The sequence below is a fragment of the Novosphingobium sp. BF6 genome (assembly GCF_058273105.1).
The window spans coordinates 1,943,228-1,961,583 of the sequence record NZ_CM177776.1 but is presented as its reverse complement, the minus strand read 5'-3'; the positions used below and the strand labels follow the sequence as shown (position 1 = coordinate 1,961,583).

Below are 18,356 nucleotides of genomic sequence, written 5' to 3'. Positions count from 1 at the left end.
TGGCGCAGCCCCGTCGGCAACGGTGAAAGCGCTCAGTATTTCATCCCCAGCGTCAGGCCATAAGTGATCGGCTCGGCCCAGACGCTGCCGATCCCGAGCGAAGCATAGTTCACGGCGGAGCGATAGCGATGGTTGGTGACGTTCTCGCTGAACAGGGCGATCGAGATTGTCTCCGAGGGATCGACCCATTCCGCGCGCAAGCCCAGCAGGGCGTATTGGCGCTGCCTGAACTGCTCGGCGATGCCGAAGTAGAACGAGGACGTGTAATAGAGATTGCTGGAAAGGTTCAGCCGTCCGCCGCCCATGTCGATCCCGTAGGAGACCGCGATATTGCCGGTCAGTTCGGGCGTGCGCTGCATCTTGAAGCCGCTGGCGTCGGTGACGGTCTCGACGAGCGCGCCCGGCCCGAGGCCGCCGAGGCTGGTGGGCGTGCAGGCCACCGGCGAGGCGCCGAACACGGCGCCGGGATCGCAGAACTGGTAGAACGGCGCGTTGGGGAACGACTTGTAGCGGGCATGGGTCCAGGCGAGGCCGCCGCTGACCGTCAGGTCGCTGGTGATCCGGGCGCTCGCCTGGCCCTCGATGCCGTAGATTTCCGAGCTGGCGGCATTGGTGATGCGCGCGGTCCCGGCCTGGAAGCTGGAGACCTGAAGGTTGCTGTAGTCGTAGTAGAACCCGGAAAGCTCGGCGGTGAAGCGTCCGTCGCCGTACTTGTAGCCGAGTTCGTAGGCATTGATCTTCTCCGGCTTGACCGGCCGGTAAGAATAGCCGCCAACATTGAGCAGCCCGGCCTTGTAGCCTTGCGTGAACGAGGCGTAGAGGCTCGATTGCTCGCTCGGCTTGTAGCGCAGCACGACGCGCGGCGTGACGCGGTTGTTGGTCAGCTTGGGGACGTCGAAGCGCGTATAGAGCGGCGTCGCCGGGTCGAAGGGCACCGGATTGCCGTTCGCATCCTCATAGACCGAAGCGGTGAGGGCGCGCTGGAAATAGGCCTTATCGACCCAGTCGCGGCTGTAGCGCGCACCGGCGGTGAGGAAGAGTTGCGGCGTCACTTCGTACGTCGCATCGCCGAATACCGCGATCGATTGCGACAGGGTACCGGATGCGCCGTTGCGCACGAAGGGCGCGGTGCCGAGCTTGGCTGCGGTCGGCCAGGTGTCGCGGTTGCGGAAATAATAGACGCCGGTGGTCCATTGGAGCAGCGATCCGGCCTTGGAGTTCAGCAGGACTTCCTGCGTGAAGGTCTTCGAGTTCGATCCGATGCCGATGGTGAAGATCGGCAGGGCGGTGGCGTCGAGGTCCTGAATGCTGGTGACGCGCTCATCGCGGAACTGGGTGTAGGACGTGAGGTCGGCAAAGCCGAGATCGGCCTTGATCGTGCCCTGGATAACATCCGTATTGGTGCGCGCGCCGACGCCGTCACCCGGATTGAGAGCGACCTCGTTGGGTCTGGTGGCATAGAAGCCGGGCGGCGTGAACTGGTAGATCCAGCGCGTGCCGTTCCCGTCGACGAAAGCATTGTGCATCAGCGCGGAAGGATCGTCGGTCTTCGAATGGGTGTAGCGCAGCAGCACGCTGACGTCCGGCGTGACGTCTACCTTCAAGCCGGTGCGGATCGACCAGCGGTTGTACTTGCCGACCTGATCGTTGCCATCGACGATGTTGCGCTGGAAGTTGTCGCTGCGGCGGTAGAGGCCCTCGATATCGAAGGCCATGCCCTCGGTCAGGCGCGAGGTCGCATAGGACTGGACTTCGACAGTGTCGAAGCGGCCATAGGAAATCCGCAGTTCGCCGGAAGGGTCTTCGCTGGGTTCCGCCGTCGAGACCAGGATCGCGCCGCCCGTGGTGTTGCGGCCGAACAAGGTCCCCTGCGGACCTTTGAGCACCTGGATGTTCCGGACTTTCAGAAGCTGGAAATCGGTGGCCGCCGCGCTCGGCAGGAAGAAGCCGTCGACGTAAGTGGCGACATTGGGGCCGCCGCCGGAGGTGGCGATCGCGGTGCCCACGCCGCGGATCGTCGGCTGGGTATAGACGCCCGACTTGTCGAAGCGCAGCGCGGGCACGACTTTCGACATGTCCGAAAGCTGGCGCACGCCGGCATCGGTCAGGGTATCCTCGCTCAGCGTAGTGACCGTGATCGGCACGTCGAGCGAGCGTTCGGCGCGGCGCTGGGCGGTGACGATGATCTCGCCCGTCTCGGCAGGTGCTGCGGAGATTGGCCAATTCCCTTCCTGCGCGGCGGCCTGACCACCGAGCAGGGCCGATGCCAGCGCTCCCGCTCCGGCGCCTGCCGAAATCAGGCCTTTCATCGATTTGCGCATTGCGTTCCTCCCCTTGCCCTACCGATCCGGCTTGACCGCCGGTTGGCGCCATTTTCCATGAACGGGCTGGCGGCGAAATCGCCGTGGACGCGATATCGCGGAGGCGTTGAGGCACCGCCCCGGCGACCGGCGCGACGGCTTCGAACGGACGAAAATCCCATCTCCAAAGGAAATTTTCGAGGCAGGTTGAAATCCAGGTGCGACATTGTGCAGATAGCGCTTCTGCGAATCATTAGCATCAAGGCGATTCATTCATGACTTTCCCCACTCGGCGCGCGTTTTCCCGAATGCTGCGACACTCATCCGCTCTCGGCACGGCAGCGATCTTCTGCGCGGGCGTGCAGGCCCATGCGGCAGACGGCGCGGCAGCGTCCGGTGACGAGGCGGTGAAGCTCGGCTCGGTAAAGGTCGAGGATACCGCGCTCGGCGAACAGCAGCAGGGCGTCGATCGCAATGCCGCGGGCAAGCCCGCCGTGCTCACCACGACGACCTCGGGCGAGACCCTGCGCGAGCGGATGGTCGACAACATCGCCGAATATGCCCGCCGCGTCGACGCCGGGGTGAACTTCAGCAGCAACAACCAGAGCATCAATATCCGCGGTCTCGATTCCAATCGCGTGCTGACCACCGTGGACGGCATTCGCCTCCCGTGGATGACCGACGGAGCGCGGGGGGTGCAGGGCGGTGTCGCGGCTTTCGATTTCAACTCGCTCAGTGCCATCGACGTGGTGAAGAGCGGCGATTCCAGCTACTTCGGCCAAGGCGCGCTGGGCGGCGTCTTCGCGGTGCGCACGCTCGATCCCGAAGACCTGCTGACCGACGGCAAGAAGCAGGGTGCGCTCGGCAAGGCGACGTATGACAGTGCCAGCGACAGCGTCTACCTGAACCAGGCGGCGGCTTTCCGCACCGGCGAAACGCTGGTGCTGATCCAGGGCGGCTACCAGAACGGCCACGAGACCGAGAACCAGGGCAATACCTATGGCACCGGCGCAACGCGGACCGCGAAGAACCCCGCCTCCTACGATCAGGAAAACCTGCTGGTCAAAGTCCACCAGTACCTCGGCGGAGGCCACCGCATCGGCTTGACCGGGGAGACCTTCAAGCGCAGCTACGATGAGGATACCCTCACGAGCGTCAACGCCACCTATTCTTCTTATGCGACCCTTGAGCAGAACAGGCGCAAGCGCGTGGCGGGAACATACGACTATCAGGCCGAAGGCGACGGCTTCGTGCAGGAAGCCCATCTCGTCGGCTATTGGCAGCGCCTGAACCTGCGCACGTACACGCGGGCGATGCGCACGACCGCGCCGATCGGCCAGTACGACCGCGACAGCGACCTCCAGGACGAGTCCTGGGGAGCCAACGGCTCGATCGTCGGACGCTTGACGACGGGGGCGGTGAGCCACGCGATCAGCCTGGGCGGCGAAGTCTATACGACCAAGACCACCCAATATGCGGCCGGTGCCGACAATTGCACGGCGGCGATCCGGGCCTGCTCGTTCCTCCATGTAAACCAGTCCGACATGCCGGACGTCGACGGCATCGACCTGGGCCTGTTTACTCAGGACCGCATGACCTTCGGCAACTTCCACCTGACGCCGGGCCTGCGCTTCGACTGGTATCGCCGCACGCCGCAGGACACGCCGACCTACACCGTGAACGCAGCTTATGAGGGTCTCCCGGCGCGATCGAGCGATTCCCAGTTCTCGCCGAAGATCATGGCCGAATACGACATCGTTCCGAACCTGACGGCCTATGCGCAGTATGCCCAGGCCTTCCGCGCGCCCTCGGCTACCGAACTCTACCTGACCTATGGCGGCACCGGCAGCTACGTCAGCATCGGCAATCCGGACCTCAAGCCGGAAACCAGCAAGGGCTACGAACTGGGCCTGAAGTTCGGCGATGCCAAGCGCGGGGCGAAGGTCAGCTTCTACGATAACTACTACCGGAACTTCATCGACACGATCACCACGACCGCGTTCGAAGCGGGTCTCCGCGGGAGCTATCCCTTCGGCGTGTTCAAGTACGTCAACCGCGCCCATGTCCGCATCTACGGCATTGAGGCGAGCGCGCAGTGGGCGCTGACCGACAACTGGCGGGTCTGGGGCTCGATCGCCTATGCGCACGGCAAGGACACGGATGAGGACGTCTACCTTAATTCGATCCCGCCGCTGCGTGGTATAGCCGGCTTCGGTTACAGCCAGGAACGCTTCGGTGCCGACCTTTCCGCCACCGTCGCGGCAAAGCGGAACAAGGTGGAGGACCCGACCTCGACGATCAACAAGACGCCGGGCTACGGCATCGTCGATTTCACGGCATGGGTCAAACCGGGCCTGTTCGAGGGTCTGCGCCTTCAGGGCGGCGTGTACAACCTGCTCGACAAGACCTATTACAACGCGCTCGACATTTCCGACAGCGCCACCGTCTCGCAGCGCTATTACAGCCAGCCGGGACGGACCTACAAGGCGTCGATGATACTGGCGTTCTGACGTGCAGGGCCGGGGCGGCGCATTTCCGCTTCCCCGGCAACCGCGTGAAGCAAGCGAAGAAGGAATACCGATGGATACGACACTTCAGACTCCGGCCGAAACCGGGCGCGCGAAGCGTCTCAAGGCGGCCACGACGGAAACGCACGACCGGCTCGACAAGCGGATCATGGCCGGTGAGCCTTTCGCGGCGGTTTCAAACTATGCCCGCTTCCTGGCAGTACAATATCAGTTCCACCGCGACATCGAGGCGCTCTACGGCGATGCGGATCTTGCCGCGCTGGTGCCCGACCTCGCCGGGCGCAGACGGTTCGATGAGATCGGGCAGGACATGGCGGATCTCGCCGCGCCGCACCCAGAACCCGCCGAAGCGCCCCGCTTCGCCGCCGGAGAGATCGACGTGCCGACCGCACTCGGCTGGCTCTATGTCGCGGAAGGGTCCAATCTCGGGGCGGCGTTCCTGTTCAAGATGGCCCGCGCGCTGGGGCTCGACGAGAACCACGGTGCGCGCCACCTCGCCGGGCATCCGGATGGCCGCGCGCAGCACTGGCGCTCGTTCACCGGCGCGCTCGATCAGGTTTCGCTGGATGAGGCGGAAGAGATGCGCGTGATCGACGGTGCCAATGCCGCCTTCCGCCGCGTTCATGCGCTGGTGGAGCAGGAATACCGTTGACGAAGTTTACGGCTGCATCAGCATCCGACTGACGCTGCGTGACACGAAGGGCACCTTTGCCGCTGCCCGCAGTCCGGCATGACGTGCCGCGCGGGCTGCGGGATGCTCGGCGGTATAGAGGCCGACGATCATGTTCGTGGCCGTGTAGATCGGGCGGCTCCCCAGGCGGTGGGTCGCCTCGTAGCGGCGCAGCAACAGGGAGGCGGCAATGTCGCCGCCTTGCCGTGCCGCATCCGAGACCAGCTTGCCGAGCAAGCGGGCGCTCGCCAGACCGAGATTGAAGCCATGCGCCGTCACCGGGTGCATGCCGACCGCTGCATCGCCGATAAGCGCCACGCGCCGGGCTGCGAAGTGGCGGGCGTAAGTGGTGGCGAGTGGATAGACATGCGCCTTGCCCACAAGGTTCATCCGGCCCAGCCGTCCTTCGTACCGGCGGGTCAGTTCCGCCCCCAGCGCCTCGGCATCCAAGGCGGCGAGCCGCGCGACATCCTCGCTCGGCAGCGTTAGAACGGCGGAGGAGCGACGGCCGTTCAGCGGCAGCATCGCGATCGTTTGGCCATGGTCGAACCACTCGGTTGCCACGCCCTCGTGGTCGCCGTCATGCTCGACCCGGCAGACGAGCATTGAGCGGCCGAGCCGGTTCACTTCCGCACCGATGCCGAGTTGCTCGCGGACCCATGAGAAGCGCGAGTCCGCGCCCACCAGCAGGCGCGCTTTCAGGCGGGTGCCATCGTCGAGCGCAATGTTCATGCCCCCGCTGTCGTTGCGGAAGCTGGAGATGGAACGGCCCGCGAGAATCTCGATGCCCGGCAGTGCGTCCACGAGTTCAAAAAGTGCGCGTCGGATCAGGTGGTTGGACACGAGGTGGCCGAGCTGCTCCTCGCCGCTCGCGCCGGTTCCGAAAGCCAGCGCGAAAGGCGAGCCGCCGTTCAGCACGCGGGCTTCGCGCAAGGGGGCGATACCGTCTGCATCGATGCGGTCCCAAGCGCCGAGGGCCTGAAGTTCACGCACCGAGCGAAGGGTGAGCGCGATCTCGCGCCCGTCTACCGGCGGGGCCGCAAGCACGGCGGCAGGCTGGCGCTCGATCACCGCCACGCGCAGCCCCGATCCGGCCAGCGAGGCGGCAAAGGCAAGCCCTGCCGGGCCAGCGCCCACTATGGCAACGTCATGCGTCATCGTCGGTCGTTCCATCATCGTGGTGCGATAATGGCCGGCCGTTTCGGCGAGCGCCATGATCCGCGTCAATTCAGGCGGCTTCCTTGCGCGGTTCGTCGTCCTCGGCAGGGGCGTGGCCGCTGATTTCCGATCCGGCGTCCGGCGCGAAACGCAGGTTCCACAGCGTGGCGGTCAGCGAGATCGCCGTCACCACCCAGAAGGCGATCGAGAAATCGGCGAGCGTCGGCGCCGCGTGGCCGCCCGCCATCATCGCCAGATGGAGCGCCATGGCCGCGACGCAGATGCCCAGCGAGAGCATGAGCTGCTGGAAGGTAGAATAGAAGGCCGTGGCGCGGCTCATCTGCTTCTTGTCGATGCCGTCATAAGCGATGGTATTGTAGGCGGTGAACTGGAACGACATGAAGAAGCCGGACAGTGCCAGCACGCAGAACATCGTCCAGACCGGCCAGCTCGGGCTGAACAGTCCGCAGCTCGCATAACCCGCCGTGGCGATCACCCCGTTCCACACGAGCGCGCGGCGGAAACCGAAGCGGCGCAGCACGCGCGGGGCGAAGCTCTTCATGGCGAGCGAGCCGATCGCCGTCGCCACGGTGATGGTGCCGCTGCGCGCGGCGGAGAAGCCGAAGCCCACCTGCATCATCAGCGGCAGCAGGAACGGCTGCGCGCCCTGGGTGATGCGCGTGATCGAACCGGCAATGACCGAGAGGCGGAAGGTGTTGTCGCGCATGAGCGAGAGGTCGAGGATCGCGCTCTCGCCCTTGTTCTCGCGCTTGCGGGCGTGGAGCACGTAGAACAGGCCGGTCACGAGGCCGATCGCGATGAGTGACGAGGCGGCCAGGCCCTCGCCGGGGCGGCTCACCATCTCGAAACCGAATAGCAGGCAGCCGAGCGACAACCCGCTCAGCACGAAGCCGGGCGTGTCGAAGCGGCCGGGATCGTCCTCGCGGATATTGGCGATGAAGCGGCCGACCAGATAGAAGCCCAGCACGCCCATCGGCAGGTTGATGTAGAAAATCCAGCGCCAGTCCAGATAGGTCACGATCAACCCGCCGAGCGGCGGGCCGATGATCGGGCCGATCAGCGCGGGCACCAGCAGCCAGGACATGGCATTGACCATGTCCTGCTTGGCGACCGAGCGCAGCAGCACCAGCCGCCCCACCGGGATCATCATCGCGCCGCCCATGCCCTGAAGGAAGCGCGAGACGACCATCATCTCCAGCGAAAGCGCCTGTCCGCAGGCCAGGCTGCCGAGCACGAAGAGCAGGATGGCGGTGCGGAACACGGTGCGCGATCCGAAGCGGTCGGCGATCATGCCGGAGGCGGGAATGAAGATTGCCAGCGCCAGAAGATAGGACGTCAGCGCGACGCTCATCTCCTGCGGACGGACGCCGAAATCGCGCGCCATCGTCGGCAGCGCGGTGGCGAGCACCGTCGAGTCCACGAATTCCATGAAGAGGGCGGAGGCGATGATGAGCGCCACCAGCCGGTAGTTGGCGCCCGATGTCGCAGGTCCTTCGTCGCGTGTCTTGGCGAGCGAACCGGCGGCGGGCACGATGCCGTCACGAACTTCCGCATTGACCGAAGCCATGCCGCGACGACGCGGCCTCAACATGGGGCCTGCGTAGTGGGGAGGGGGGAGGACATGGGCAACTTTCGAATGCGCGGAGGGGTAAAATCCCCTCCGTCAAAAGGCCGTCCATCTGTCATGCGGGCGTGCCGACTGAAGGGGATATAGGCGCATTGGTGCAAAAAAGAAACCTGCCGACCCGACGGAAATGGCGGTCGGGGCGGGATTTGCAGTTGCAAAAACTGCGCAGTGACGTTCAGATTTCGTATTCGAGCTGCCATTCGGCGCGCGGCTGTGGCGATGGTTTTGCCGGTGCGGGAACGCGCGGCTGGCGGTTCGTCATCTCGCCATGGAGCTTGCGGATCATGTTGCTGCCGGTGCGGGTCATCAGGCCGGGAATGAAGCCGTGAAGGATCGCGCCCAGTCCCGCGAGGATCATCAGCACGCCGAAGCGATTGGCGACGAGCCAGTGCTCGCCGTAAGTCTCGTTCACGGCGCGGGGATGATCGACGAACAGTTTGCGGAACACGGGTTTCTCCTGATCTTCACCCCGGACTGAGTCCGAGGGAGCGATAGCGAAGGGTTACATCGCAGGGGAAGACCGTTGCAATCTCACACTTTAAGTATACGATATATGAAATGGATGTGGCGCCAAGGCCCATCATCAAGGGGCTGAGACAAGTGCGACACATTCTGGGTAGCTGCGCGATCGGCGCTCTCGTGGCCGGTGTTCTTCTGGCGGTGCCCGCGCGTGCCGAGAATACCCCTGCCGAATGGGAGCAGCCGGAAGTGCTGCGTCAGGGCGCCGAGCCCATGCACACGACCTTCGACGGCTTCGAGACCCGCGGCGGTGCCTTATCCCGCGACGTGGCGAAATCGCGTTATCACCTCTCGCTGGACGGGGAGTGGAAGTTCCACCTCTCGCCCACGCCGGAAAGCCGCCCGGTGGACTTCTTCAAGCCCCAATTCGACGTGAGCGGCTGGGGCACGATGAAAGTGCCCGGCATTCTCCAGGCCGAAGGGCATGGCCGTCCGGTCTTCGTCGGCAGCGGCTATCCCTTCCCGCGCAACCAGCCGTGGATCGATCATAGCCTCAACGAAGTCGGCTCCTACCGCCGCGAATTCACGGTTCCGGCCAGCTGGTCGGGCCGCAAGCTGCTGCTGACAGTCGGCGCGGCGGGCGCGGCCTATTACATCTGGGTCAACGGCCAGCGCGTGGGTTACTCCGAGGACTCCAAGCTGCCCGCCGAATTCGACGTGACGCGCTTTGCCCATGCCGGAACCAACACCGTCGCCATCGAACTCTACCGCTTTGCCGACGGCAGCTATCTGGAAGATCAGGACTTCTGGCGCGTCAACGGCATCGAGCGCAGCGTGACGCTCTATGCTGCGCCCGCCACGCATATCCGCGACCTCACCGTCGATGCCGGGTTGGAGAACGACTACCGCGATGGCAAGCTCGGCCTGAAGGTCGACCTCGGCGGCCAGCCTGCTGCCATGCGCGTGCGGGCGACCGTGCTTGATGGCAAGCGCGAGATCCTGACACGCGAGGGGGCTGCGCAAGGCGGCGCGGTGGCGCTGGCCGCCTCCATTCCCGCCGTGCGCACATGGTCCGCCGAAGACCCGCAGCTCTACACGCTGCTGGTCGAACTGCTGGACGACAAGGGCAAGCTGGTCGAGGCGACCAGCCGCCGCATCGGCTTCCGCACCGTGGAGATCGCGGGCGGCGAAGTGCGCGTGAACGGCAAGCGCATCATGATCCGCGGCGTCAACCGCCACGAACACGATCCCAAGACCTTCCACGTCATGTCCGAAGCGACGATGCGCCGCGATATCGAACTGATGAAGGCGGCCAACGTCAACGCCGTGCGGACCTCGCACTACCCCAACGACCCGCGATGGTACGATCTCGCCGACGAATACGGCCTCTACGTCATGGACGAGGCCAATATCGAGAGCCACGGCTATCTCAGCCTTTCGCAGGAACACGGCAACGATCCCAAATACCTCCTTGGCAACGATCCCAAGTGGAAGGCGGCGCATCTCGACCGCGTCGAGCGCATGGTCCGGCGCGACCGCAACCACCCCTCGATCATCTTCTGGTCGCTGGGCAACGAGACCGGCATCGGCACCAGTTTCGAGGCGGCGGGCAAGTGGGTGCGGGAAAACGATCCTACGCGGCTCATCAATTTCCTCGGCTGGAGCATGAGCAACTGGCGCCATCCGACCAATAGCTACGTCGATATCTTCGCGCCGATGTATGACGACGTGCCGAAGATGATCGACTACGCCAAGGACCCGAATTTCACCCAGCCGTTGATCCTTTGCGAATATGCGCACGCGATGGGCAACAGCCTCGGCGATCTTCAGGGCTACTGGGATGCCATGCGCGCCTACCCCAAGCTGCAGGGCGGCTTCATCTGGGACTGGGTGGACCAGACCATGGAGCTGAAGGACAAGGACGGGCGGACTTATTGGGGGCAAGGCCTCGACTACGATTCCGATCCGAAGGCACCCGGCGTCCATGGCGACGACAGCCCGGTGGGCGACGGCGTGATCCAGTCCGACCGCACGCCCGATCCCGAATATTACGAACTCGCCAAAGTGCAGGCGCCGATCGCCTTCACGCAGGACGCTAGCGGCTACCGCGTGCTCAACCGGCACGACCATATCGATCTCTCCCGCTTCACGCTCGACTGGACGTTGATGGAGAACGGCAAGGACGTGGCGCATGGCGCGCTGACGATGCCCGATGTGGCGGCGGGAGCATCGGCGGCGCTCACCGTGCCGGTTCCGGCGGCCAGGGACGCGGCTGCCGAGCGCATCCTCGTGCTGCGCGCCCGCGCCAAGGCCGGCGCGGTGCCGACCCAGCCTGCCGGGCATGTCGTCGGCTGGGAGCAGTTCGCACTTTCCGCGCCTGCCGTGGTCCCGGTCGCTGCCGGTGCCGTCGCCCCGAGCGAGACCGGATCGTCCTTGCGCTTCGCCACGGGCGATGCGGTGCTGGAGATCGAAAAGGCCACCGGCCTCGTCACCCGCTACGAACGCGGCGGCAAGCTGCTGCTGACCGGCGGTGCGCCGAACTTCTGGCGCTCGCCCACAGACAACGATCTCGGCTCGGGCGTGCCCAAGAGCCATGCCATGTGGCAGTATTTCTCCGAGCACCGCAGGGTCGAGGCGATCGAGCGCGACGGCAACGCCATCGTCGTTCACCACGACATGGGCGTCGGCTCGGTGAAGACCGCGACGCGCTGGACGATGGCGGCGGACGGCAGCGTGGGCGTCACCGTCCACTTCGAACCGCTGCGCGATACGCTGCCCGATCCGCTGCGCGTGGGTCTGGCCTTCGAGACGCCGGGCATGCTCGATCAGGTCCGCTGGTTCGGGCGCGGGCCGCAGGAGACGTATGCTGACCGCAAGACGGGCGGCCTGATCGCCCAGTGGCAGGGCGCGCTGGCGGACCAGTTCCACGACTATGCCCGGCCGCAGGAATCCGGCAACAAGACCGACGTGCGCTGGATCGAACTGACCGGTGGGAAGACGGGCCCCAAAACGGGATTGCGCGTCACGGGTGCCCAGCCGCTCTCGGTCAACGCGCTGGCGTTTCCTTATGCCGATCTGGCGACCAAGCCGCCGTCGCAGGCGCATAGCTCGGACATTCGTCCGCATGGCAACGGCACGCTGCTGATCGATGCGGCGCAGGCGGGTGTGGGCGGCGATACCGGCTGGAACCTCGATGGCCGGGCGCATATGCCCTATCGCATTGCGCTCAAGCCGCTGACTTATTCGTTTACGATCGGGGCGACGGGTTTTCGCTGAGGATTTGATAGGCAGGTTGGCAACGCATACCTTCAGTTTACCGCACTCGTCATCCTGAACTTGTTTCAGGATCCATTGTTGGGCCTCCTCCGATCGCTTGCGGGAAGAGAGCGGAGATGGGGGATTGCCGATCGGACGGCGGGGCAGGCGGCAAGATGGATCCTGAAACGAGTTCAGGATGACGTGGTGTGTTTTGAATGACGTGGTGAGCGTTCGGGGCGTTAGGCGGAATGGGGAGCGGCGGCTCTTAGGGCAAACCCGATCCATCCGCCAGAAACCGCAACTCGTCTTCGCTGAAGACGCGGCCGCGCGTCAGGAACCGCTGCTCGCGGCCGTTGTCGAGGCTGAACATGCCGCCCCGGCCGGGCACGACGTCGAGGATCAACTGGGTATGCGCCCAAGCCTCGCCCTGCGCTCGGCCGATATAAACCGGCGCGCCGCCTACTTCGCCCAGCAGGATGTCGCCCTCGCCGATACGAAACTCGCCCTGCGGATAGCACATCGGCGACGAGCCGTCGCAGCAGCCACCGGACTGGTGGAACAGCACCGGGCCGTACTCGGCGGTCAGTTCCGCTATCAGGGCAAGTGCCGCCGGGGTGGCGGCGACCCGTTCTACCTCATTCGTCACCCCGGCGGTCTCCTTTCAAATCCGTGACGCCAACCTCGTGCTGGAGGAATGGAGTCGGCGCCACTTCGTTGAACCTAGCTTGCCATGTCGAGGACGATACGCCCTTCGATCTGGCCCTTGTGCATGCGTTCGAAGATCGCGTTGATGTCCTCGATCCTTGCGGTCTCGACGGTCGCCTTGACCTTGCCCTGCGCGGCGAAATCGATCGATTCCTGCAAGTCGAGCCGGGTGCCGACGATCGAGCCGCGCACGGTGATGCCGTTCAGCACCATGCCGAAGATGTTGAGCGGGAAATCGCCCGGCGGCAAGCCGTTGAGCGCCACGGTGCCGCCGCGCGCGACCACGCCGACCGCCTGCGCGAACGCCTTTTCGCTCACCGCCGTCACCAACGCGCCGTTGACCCCGCCGCCGGTCTCGCGCTTGATGATCGTGGCCGGATCTTCGTTGCGGGCGTTGACGGTGATCGTCGCGCCAAGCCTGCGGGCAAGGTCGAGCTTGGCATCGTCGATGTCGATGGCCGCGACGTTCAGGCCCATGGCGACGGCATATTGCACCGCCATGTGGCCAAGCCCGCCGATGCCGCTGATCGCCACATAGTCGCCGGGCTTGGTGTCGGTCATCTTCAGGCCCTTGTAGACCGTGACGCCTGCGCAGAGCACCGGCGCGATCTCGGTGAAGCTGATATTGCCGGGCAAGTGGCCGACGTAATTGGGATCGGCGATCACGTAGTCGGCAAAACCGCCGTTGACCGAGTAGCCGGTGTTCTCCTGCGTCTCGCAGAGCGTTTCCCATCCGCCGAGGCAGTGCACGCAGTGGCCGCAGGCGCTGTAGAGCCAGGGCACGCCCACGCGGTCGCCTTCCTTGAGATGGGTGACGCCCGCGCCGACCTGGCTGACATAGCCCACGCCCTCGTGGCCCGGAATGAACGGCGGATTGGGCTTGACCGGCCAGTCGCCTTCGGCGGCGTGGAGGTCGGTGTGGCAGACGCCGGAGGCCTGGATCGCCACCTGGATCTGGCCGGGGCCGACTTCGGGCACCGGCACTTCGTCGATGGTCAGCGGCTTGCCGAATTCACGCACGACGGCAGCCTTCATGGTCTTGGCCATTGCAACATTCCTCTCAGGGATGGTCAGGTGGTCGGGATGAGGAGGGCGCGCCCCGCTTACGGGAGAGAGCGGAGCGGGGCGCGCCGGGGAACGAAGCTCAGAAAAATCCGAGCTTCTTGGGACTGTAGCTCACCAGCATGTTCTTGGTCTGCTGGTAGTGATCGAGCATCATCTTGTGGGTCTCGCGGCCGATGCCGGACTGCTTGTAGCCGCCGAAGGCCGCATGGGCCGGATAGGCGTGATAGCAGTTGGTCCAGACGCGCCCGGCCTTGATCTCGCGGCCGAAGCGGTAGCAGGTGTTCGCATCGCGGCTCCAGACACCGGCGCCGAGGCCGTAGAGCGTGTCGTTGGCGATCGCGAGCGCCTCGTCGGCGTCCTTGAAAGTGGTGACGGAAACGACCGGGCCGAAGATCTCCTCCTGGAAGATCCGCATCTTGTTGTGGCCCTTGAACACGGTTGGCTTGACGTAATAGCCGCCCGCAAGTTCCCCCTCCAGTTCCGCTGCCTCGCCGCCGATCAGCACTTCCGCGCCTTCCTGGCGGCCGATGTCGAAGTAGGAGAGGATCTTCTCGCGCTGCTCGGAAGAGGCCTGCGCGCCGATCATCGTTGCGGGATCGAGCGGGTTGCCCTGGACGATCGCGGCGACGCGCTGAAGCGCGCGCTCCATGAAGCGCTCGTAGATACTTTCCTGGATTAGCGCGCGGCTGGGACAGGTGCAGACTTCGCCCTGGTTGAGCGCGAACATCACGAAGCCCTCGATCGCCTTGTCGAAGAAATCGTCGTCCTTTTCGGCAACGTCCTCGAAGAAGATGTTGGGCGACTTGCCGCCGAGTTCCAGCGTGACCGGGATCAGGTTCTCGCTGGCATATTGCATGATGAGGCGGCCGGTGGTCGTCTCGCCGGTGAAGGCGATCTTGGCGATGCGGCTGGACGAGGCGAGCGGCTTGCCCGCTTCGAGGCCGAAACCGTTGACGATGTTGAGCGTACCGGCGGGCAGCAGGTCGCCGACGATCTCGGCCCAGACCATGATCGAGGCGGGGGTCTGCTCGGCGGGCTTGAGCACCACGCAGTTGCCTGCCGCCAGCGCCGGGGCAAGCTTCCAGGCGGCCATCAGCAGCGGGAAGTTCCAGGGAATGATCTGCCCGACGACGCCGAGCGGCTCATGGAAGTGGTAGGCGACGGTGTCCTGGTCGATCTCGCTGATCGAGCCTTCCTGGCCGCGGATCACGCCTGCGTAGTAGCGGAAGTGGTCGATGGCGAGCGGCACGTCGGCGGCCAGCGTCTCGCGGATCGGCTTGCCGTTGTCCCAGGTCTCGGCGGCGGCGAGGCGTTCGAGGTTCTCCTCCATGCGGTCGGCGATGAGATTGAGCACGCGGGAGCGCTCTGCGACCGAGGTCTTGCCCCAGCCGTCCTTCGCCGCATGGGCGGCATCCAGCGCGGCCTCGACGTCGGAGGCGTCCGAGCGGGCGATCTGGCCGACCACCTTGCCGGTGATGGGGGAGGTGTTGTCGAAGTAGCGACCGGCCTTTGGCGCAACCCAGGCACCGCCGATGAAGTTGTCGTAGCGGGCGGCGAAGGGAGCCTTGAGTGCGGCCCGGTCCTGAACAGGTGCGTCCACGGATGTCTATCCTCTCTTGCGGCGCCTGATTGGCGTCTCGTCGGAGAGGAGTGTTGCGCACCGGAATGGATTGCGAAAGCCGGGGGCGAGGGCTGGTTGCCCCCCGTTGTCTCACCCGCGAGACAGTTTTCTTCGCATTCGGCGGAACTAGCGGGAAAGCCCGGCCTTGGCCATGCGGCGATAGAGCGTCGCGCGGCCGACGCCGAGGATGCGTGCTGCCTCGCTGGCATTGCCGCCCGCCTGCGCCAGTGCTTGTCGCAGCACGCTGCGGTCGCTGTCCTCGAACGAGGGGCCGGGGGAGTCCGCGCCAAGCACCTGATCGAGCGGGCGAGGGCGGGCGAGCAGCGCATCGGTCAGCCGCAGGCGGGTACGCGCGCCCCGGCTGGCGCCGATGACGAGATCGTCGCGGTCGGTCGCGAGCAGGGCGGTGCCGTGGACCGGATCGTCGGCCAGGAACACAATTCGCGATCCGGCAAAGTGATGGCAGAAATAGTCGCGCTCGATCCGCCGCGCCGCGTCGCGCACGAGGGCCGAGACCAGTTCGGCCATGGCCGATCCATGGTCCTGCCGGTAGCTCGACACGTCGAGCGCACCGGCCAGCCGTCCGAAGGGGTCGTGGAGCGGGGCGTCCATGCAGCTTATGCCGACATTGCGGCTGGCGAAGTGCTGGTCGCGGTGGATGACGACCGGCTGGTCCTCGAACAGGCAGGTGCCGATGCCGTTGGTACCTTCCTCCGCCTCGCTCCAGCGCCCGCCCTCGACCAGGCCGACGGCGTCGAATTCGGGCGCATCGCCGTCGCTGACACGGCGGTCGAGTACGATCCCGGTCGGATCGCTGAGGATCACGCCGCAGCCGGACCGTCCGACCGAGCGGAACATCTGGTCGAGTACGGGGGCGGCGACGGCGAGGAGCGTTTCGTGTTCGGCGCGGTGATGACCGAGGGTGGAAAAATCGACGCGTGCGCGCTTGGCGCCGGTGCCGGGATCGAGGCCGTGGTGCAGCAGCGAGCGGCACCACGAAGCGGTGACTGAGGAAAACCCGGCGCTGCTCGGCGAGCGCACCGCATCCATAACCACATCGATGTGGCGCAAACCTGCGCTGTTGCCGTTTCGACTCATCACATCTCCTGGGCAGGAAGATCACCCTGAAAGGCGGATGAAGTCAAACACGGCCTTTTCTGGCCAATCCCGTCATGGTCGCAATCTGGCGACCAGCGCCGAAATTCGCCGCGCTTTTCGGACGTTGCGCTTGATAACGCATCTGGTAGGGATGACGCGCGGCGGGCATTCGGGGCGACGAACGGGTTTTGCGCTGCTGTCGAAGCCGCAAGAGTGCGTTCAGGGGCGTTAGCAGATGGTCGTTGGTCGCCGATGACGGCGGAAGAGGATATCGCAGGGATCGAGGAGACGCGCCGTTACCGCGCGTTTCTGAGCTATAGCCATGTCGACGAGCGCTTCGCCGGCAAGCTGCATCGCTGGCTGGAATCCTACCGTATCCCGGCGCGCCTTGTCGGCTCCGTCACCCGCTCGGGCGTCGTTCCGCGTCGGTTGACGCCGATCTTCCGCGACCGCGCCGAGCTTGCCGCCGCTTCCAGCCTCGATCAGGAAGTACGGCAGGCGCTCTCGCAGTCGGATGTTCTGCTGGTGCTCTGTTCTCCGGCTGCAAAGAATTCGCGCTGGGTCGATGCCGAGATCGAGCTGTTCCGCAGCCTCCATCCCGACCGCCCGGTCATCGCCGCGCTGCTGGAGGGCGAGCCGGAGGAGAGCTTCCCGGCCTCGCTGGTCGGCCCCGATGCCCAAGGCGTCACCCATGAGCCGATCGCAGCGGACTTCCGCGCCGATCACGACGGACCGAAGCTCGCCCGCCTGAAGATCGTCGCCGGGCTGACCGGAATCGCGCTCGACCAGATCATCCAGCGTGACGCGCAGCGACAATTGCGCCGCGTGATCGCCATCACGCTCCTTACCGTTCTGCTTACTCTATCGATGGCCCTGATGCTGATCTTTGCGCTGCGCGCGCAAATGGAAGCCGAGCACCAGAGACGGCAGGCCGAAGGATTGATCGAGTTCATGTTGACGGACCTCAGGCAGAGGCTGGAAGGCGTCGGCCGTCTCGATGTGCTGCGATCCGTGAACGAGCGGGCGCTCGGCTATTATGCGGACCAGTCCGATCTCGACGGGCTGCCGGTGGACTCGCTGGAACGTCGCGCCCGCATTCTCCATGCCATGGGCGAGGACGATCACAAGCGCGGCGACTACGCCGGTGCCGTGGCCAAGTTCGCCGAGGCGCACCGCGTCACCGGAACGCTGCTGGCCGCCGATCCCGGCGATCCTTCGCGCATATTCGCCCATGCCCAGAGCGAATTCTGGCTTGGTTACGTGGACTTCATCGCCGGGCGCTATGACAAGGCTCAACCGCGCTTCATCGCCTATCGCGCGCTGGCCGAGCATCTGGTCCGCCTTGTGCCGGGCAACCAGGCCTACTGGCGAGAACTGGCTTATGCGGAGGGCAATATCTGCACCATCGCCGTCACGCGGAAGGGGCCACCGGACCAGCTTGCCGAGTGCGGCAATGCGCTGCGCACGATGGAGCGCGTCGCCCGGCTGGCGCCGCAGGACCGCAGCGTCGATGCCGACATCGCCAACCGCCATGCCTGGATGGCCGATGCCCTGCGCGCGCAGGGCCGCGATGCCGAAGCCCTGCAGGAGCGGGCGCAGCAGGCGGCGATCATCCAGCGGCTCATCAGGGAAGACCCGAAGAACGTGACCTACCAGCAGGATTGGATGCTGGCGCGTTATTCGAACTCGCAATTGCTCTATAGTATAGGCGAGAAGGCGCAGGCCCGAAACATGAGAGAGGAAGCCCGGCAGGACGTCGCCCGGCTCATCGAATCCGATCCGGAAAACAACGATTGGCGTATGTGGCAGAGCAAACTGGCACGACCCTTCGAAAATTGAGGTAAAG

At 65.2% G+C, this 18,356-nt stretch carries 12 protein-coding genes; 4 read left to right on the top strand and 8 right to left on the bottom strand.

Annotated features, from left to right (window positions below):
* Window positions 1-32: 32 nt before the first annotated feature.
* Window positions 33-2,321 (bottom strand): TonB-dependent receptor, encoded by a 2,289-nt coding sequence (locus tag AC4D6D_RS23535; RefSeq protein WP_491327919.1) that lies wholly within the window; start codon window positions 2,319-2,321, stop codon window positions 33-35.
* Between the two features lie 254 nt (window positions 2,322-2,575).
* Here AC4D6D_RS23535 and AC4D6D_RS23530 point away from each other — a divergent pair, with 254 nt between their 5' ends.
* Both AC4D6D_RS23530 and AC4D6D_RS23525 read left to right on the top strand, forming a co-directional pair.
* On the top strand, window positions 2,576-4,810 hold the full coding sequence (locus tag AC4D6D_RS23530) for a TonB-dependent hemoglobin/transferrin/lactoferrin family receptor (protein ID WP_491327918.1): 2,235 nt from the start codon (window positions 2,576-2,578) through the stop codon (window positions 4,808-4,810).
* A 70-nt stretch (window positions 4,811-4,880) separates the two neighbouring features.
* A complete protein-coding gene (locus AC4D6D_RS23525) occupies window positions 4,881-5,480 on the top strand; it encodes a biliverdin-producing heme oxygenase (protein WP_491327917.1) in 600 nt (199 codons plus the stop codon).
* 6 nt (window positions 5,481-5,486) lie between these two features.
* Here the strand turns inward: AC4D6D_RS23525 and ubiM are convergent, their stop codons facing one another.
* From ubiM to AC4D6D_RS23510, 3 genes are all read right to left on the bottom strand, one after another.
* A complete protein-coding gene (ubiM, locus tag AC4D6D_RS23520; protein ID WP_491327916.1) occupies window positions 5,487-6,713 on the bottom strand; it encodes a 5-demethoxyubiquinol-8 5-hydroxylase UbiM in 1,227 nt (408 codons plus the stop codon).
* A 13-nt stretch (window positions 6,714-6,726) separates the two neighbouring features.
* Window positions 6,727-8,268, bottom strand: a complete 1,542-nt coding sequence (locus AC4D6D_RS23515; RefSeq protein WP_491327915.1) for an MDR family MFS transporter — start codon at window positions 8,266-8,268, stop codon at window positions 6,727-6,729.
* Between the two features lie 211 nt (window positions 8,269-8,479).
* Window positions 8,480-8,752: a DUF6356 family protein gene (locus tag AC4D6D_RS23510; protein WP_491327914.1), complete on the bottom strand. Its 273-nt coding sequence runs from the start codon at window positions 8,750-8,752 to the stop codon at window positions 8,480-8,482.
* A 152-nt stretch (window positions 8,753-8,904) separates the two neighbouring features.
* Between AC4D6D_RS23510 and AC4D6D_RS23505 the strand changes: the two genes are divergently transcribed.
* A complete protein-coding gene (locus AC4D6D_RS23505) occupies window positions 8,905-12,039 on the top strand; it encodes a glycoside hydrolase family 2 TIM barrel-domain containing protein (protein WP_491327913.1) in 3,135 nt (1,044 codons plus the stop codon).
* Between the two features lie 247 nt (window positions 12,040-12,286).
* Here the strand turns inward: AC4D6D_RS23505 and AC4D6D_RS23500 are convergent, their stop codons facing one another.
* The 4 genes from AC4D6D_RS23500 to AC4D6D_RS23485 all read right to left on the bottom strand — a co-directional run bounded on the left by AC4D6D_RS23500 (window position 12,287) and on the right by AC4D6D_RS23485 (window position 16,510).
* Window positions 12,287-12,667, bottom strand: a complete 381-nt coding sequence (locus AC4D6D_RS23500) for a DUF779 domain-containing protein (protein ID WP_491327912.1) — start codon at window positions 12,665-12,667, stop codon at window positions 12,287-12,289.
* Between the two features lie 74 nt (window positions 12,668-12,741).
* The gene (gene adhP / locus AC4D6D_RS23495) at window positions 12,742-13,773 is read right to left on the bottom strand and encodes an alcohol dehydrogenase AdhP (RefSeq protein ID WP_491327911.1); all 1,032 of its coding nucleotides are present in this window, start codon (window positions 13,771-13,773) and stop codon (window positions 12,742-12,744) included.
* 97 nt (window positions 13,774-13,870) lie between these two features.
* Complete coding sequence (gene adh, locus AC4D6D_RS23490) at window positions 13,871-15,391, bottom strand: aldehyde dehydrogenase (RefSeq protein ID WP_491327910.1); 1,521 nt, start codon at window positions 15,389-15,391, stop codon at window positions 13,871-13,873.
* 147 nt (window positions 15,392-15,538) lie between these two features.
* Window positions 15,539-16,510, bottom strand: coding sequence for a GAF domain-containing protein (locus tag AC4D6D_RS23485; RefSeq protein WP_491327909.1), 972 nt, complete (start codon window positions 16,508-16,510; stop codon window positions 15,539-15,541).
* A 252-nt stretch (window positions 16,511-16,762) separates the two neighbouring features.
* Here AC4D6D_RS23485 and AC4D6D_RS23480 point away from each other — a divergent pair, with 252 nt between their 5' ends.
* Window positions 16,763-18,349: a toll/interleukin-1 receptor domain-containing protein gene (locus AC4D6D_RS23480; protein WP_491327908.1), complete on the top strand. Its 1,587-nt coding sequence runs from the start codon at window positions 16,763-16,765 to the stop codon at window positions 18,347-18,349.
* Window positions 18,350-18,356: the final 7 nt, after the last annotated feature.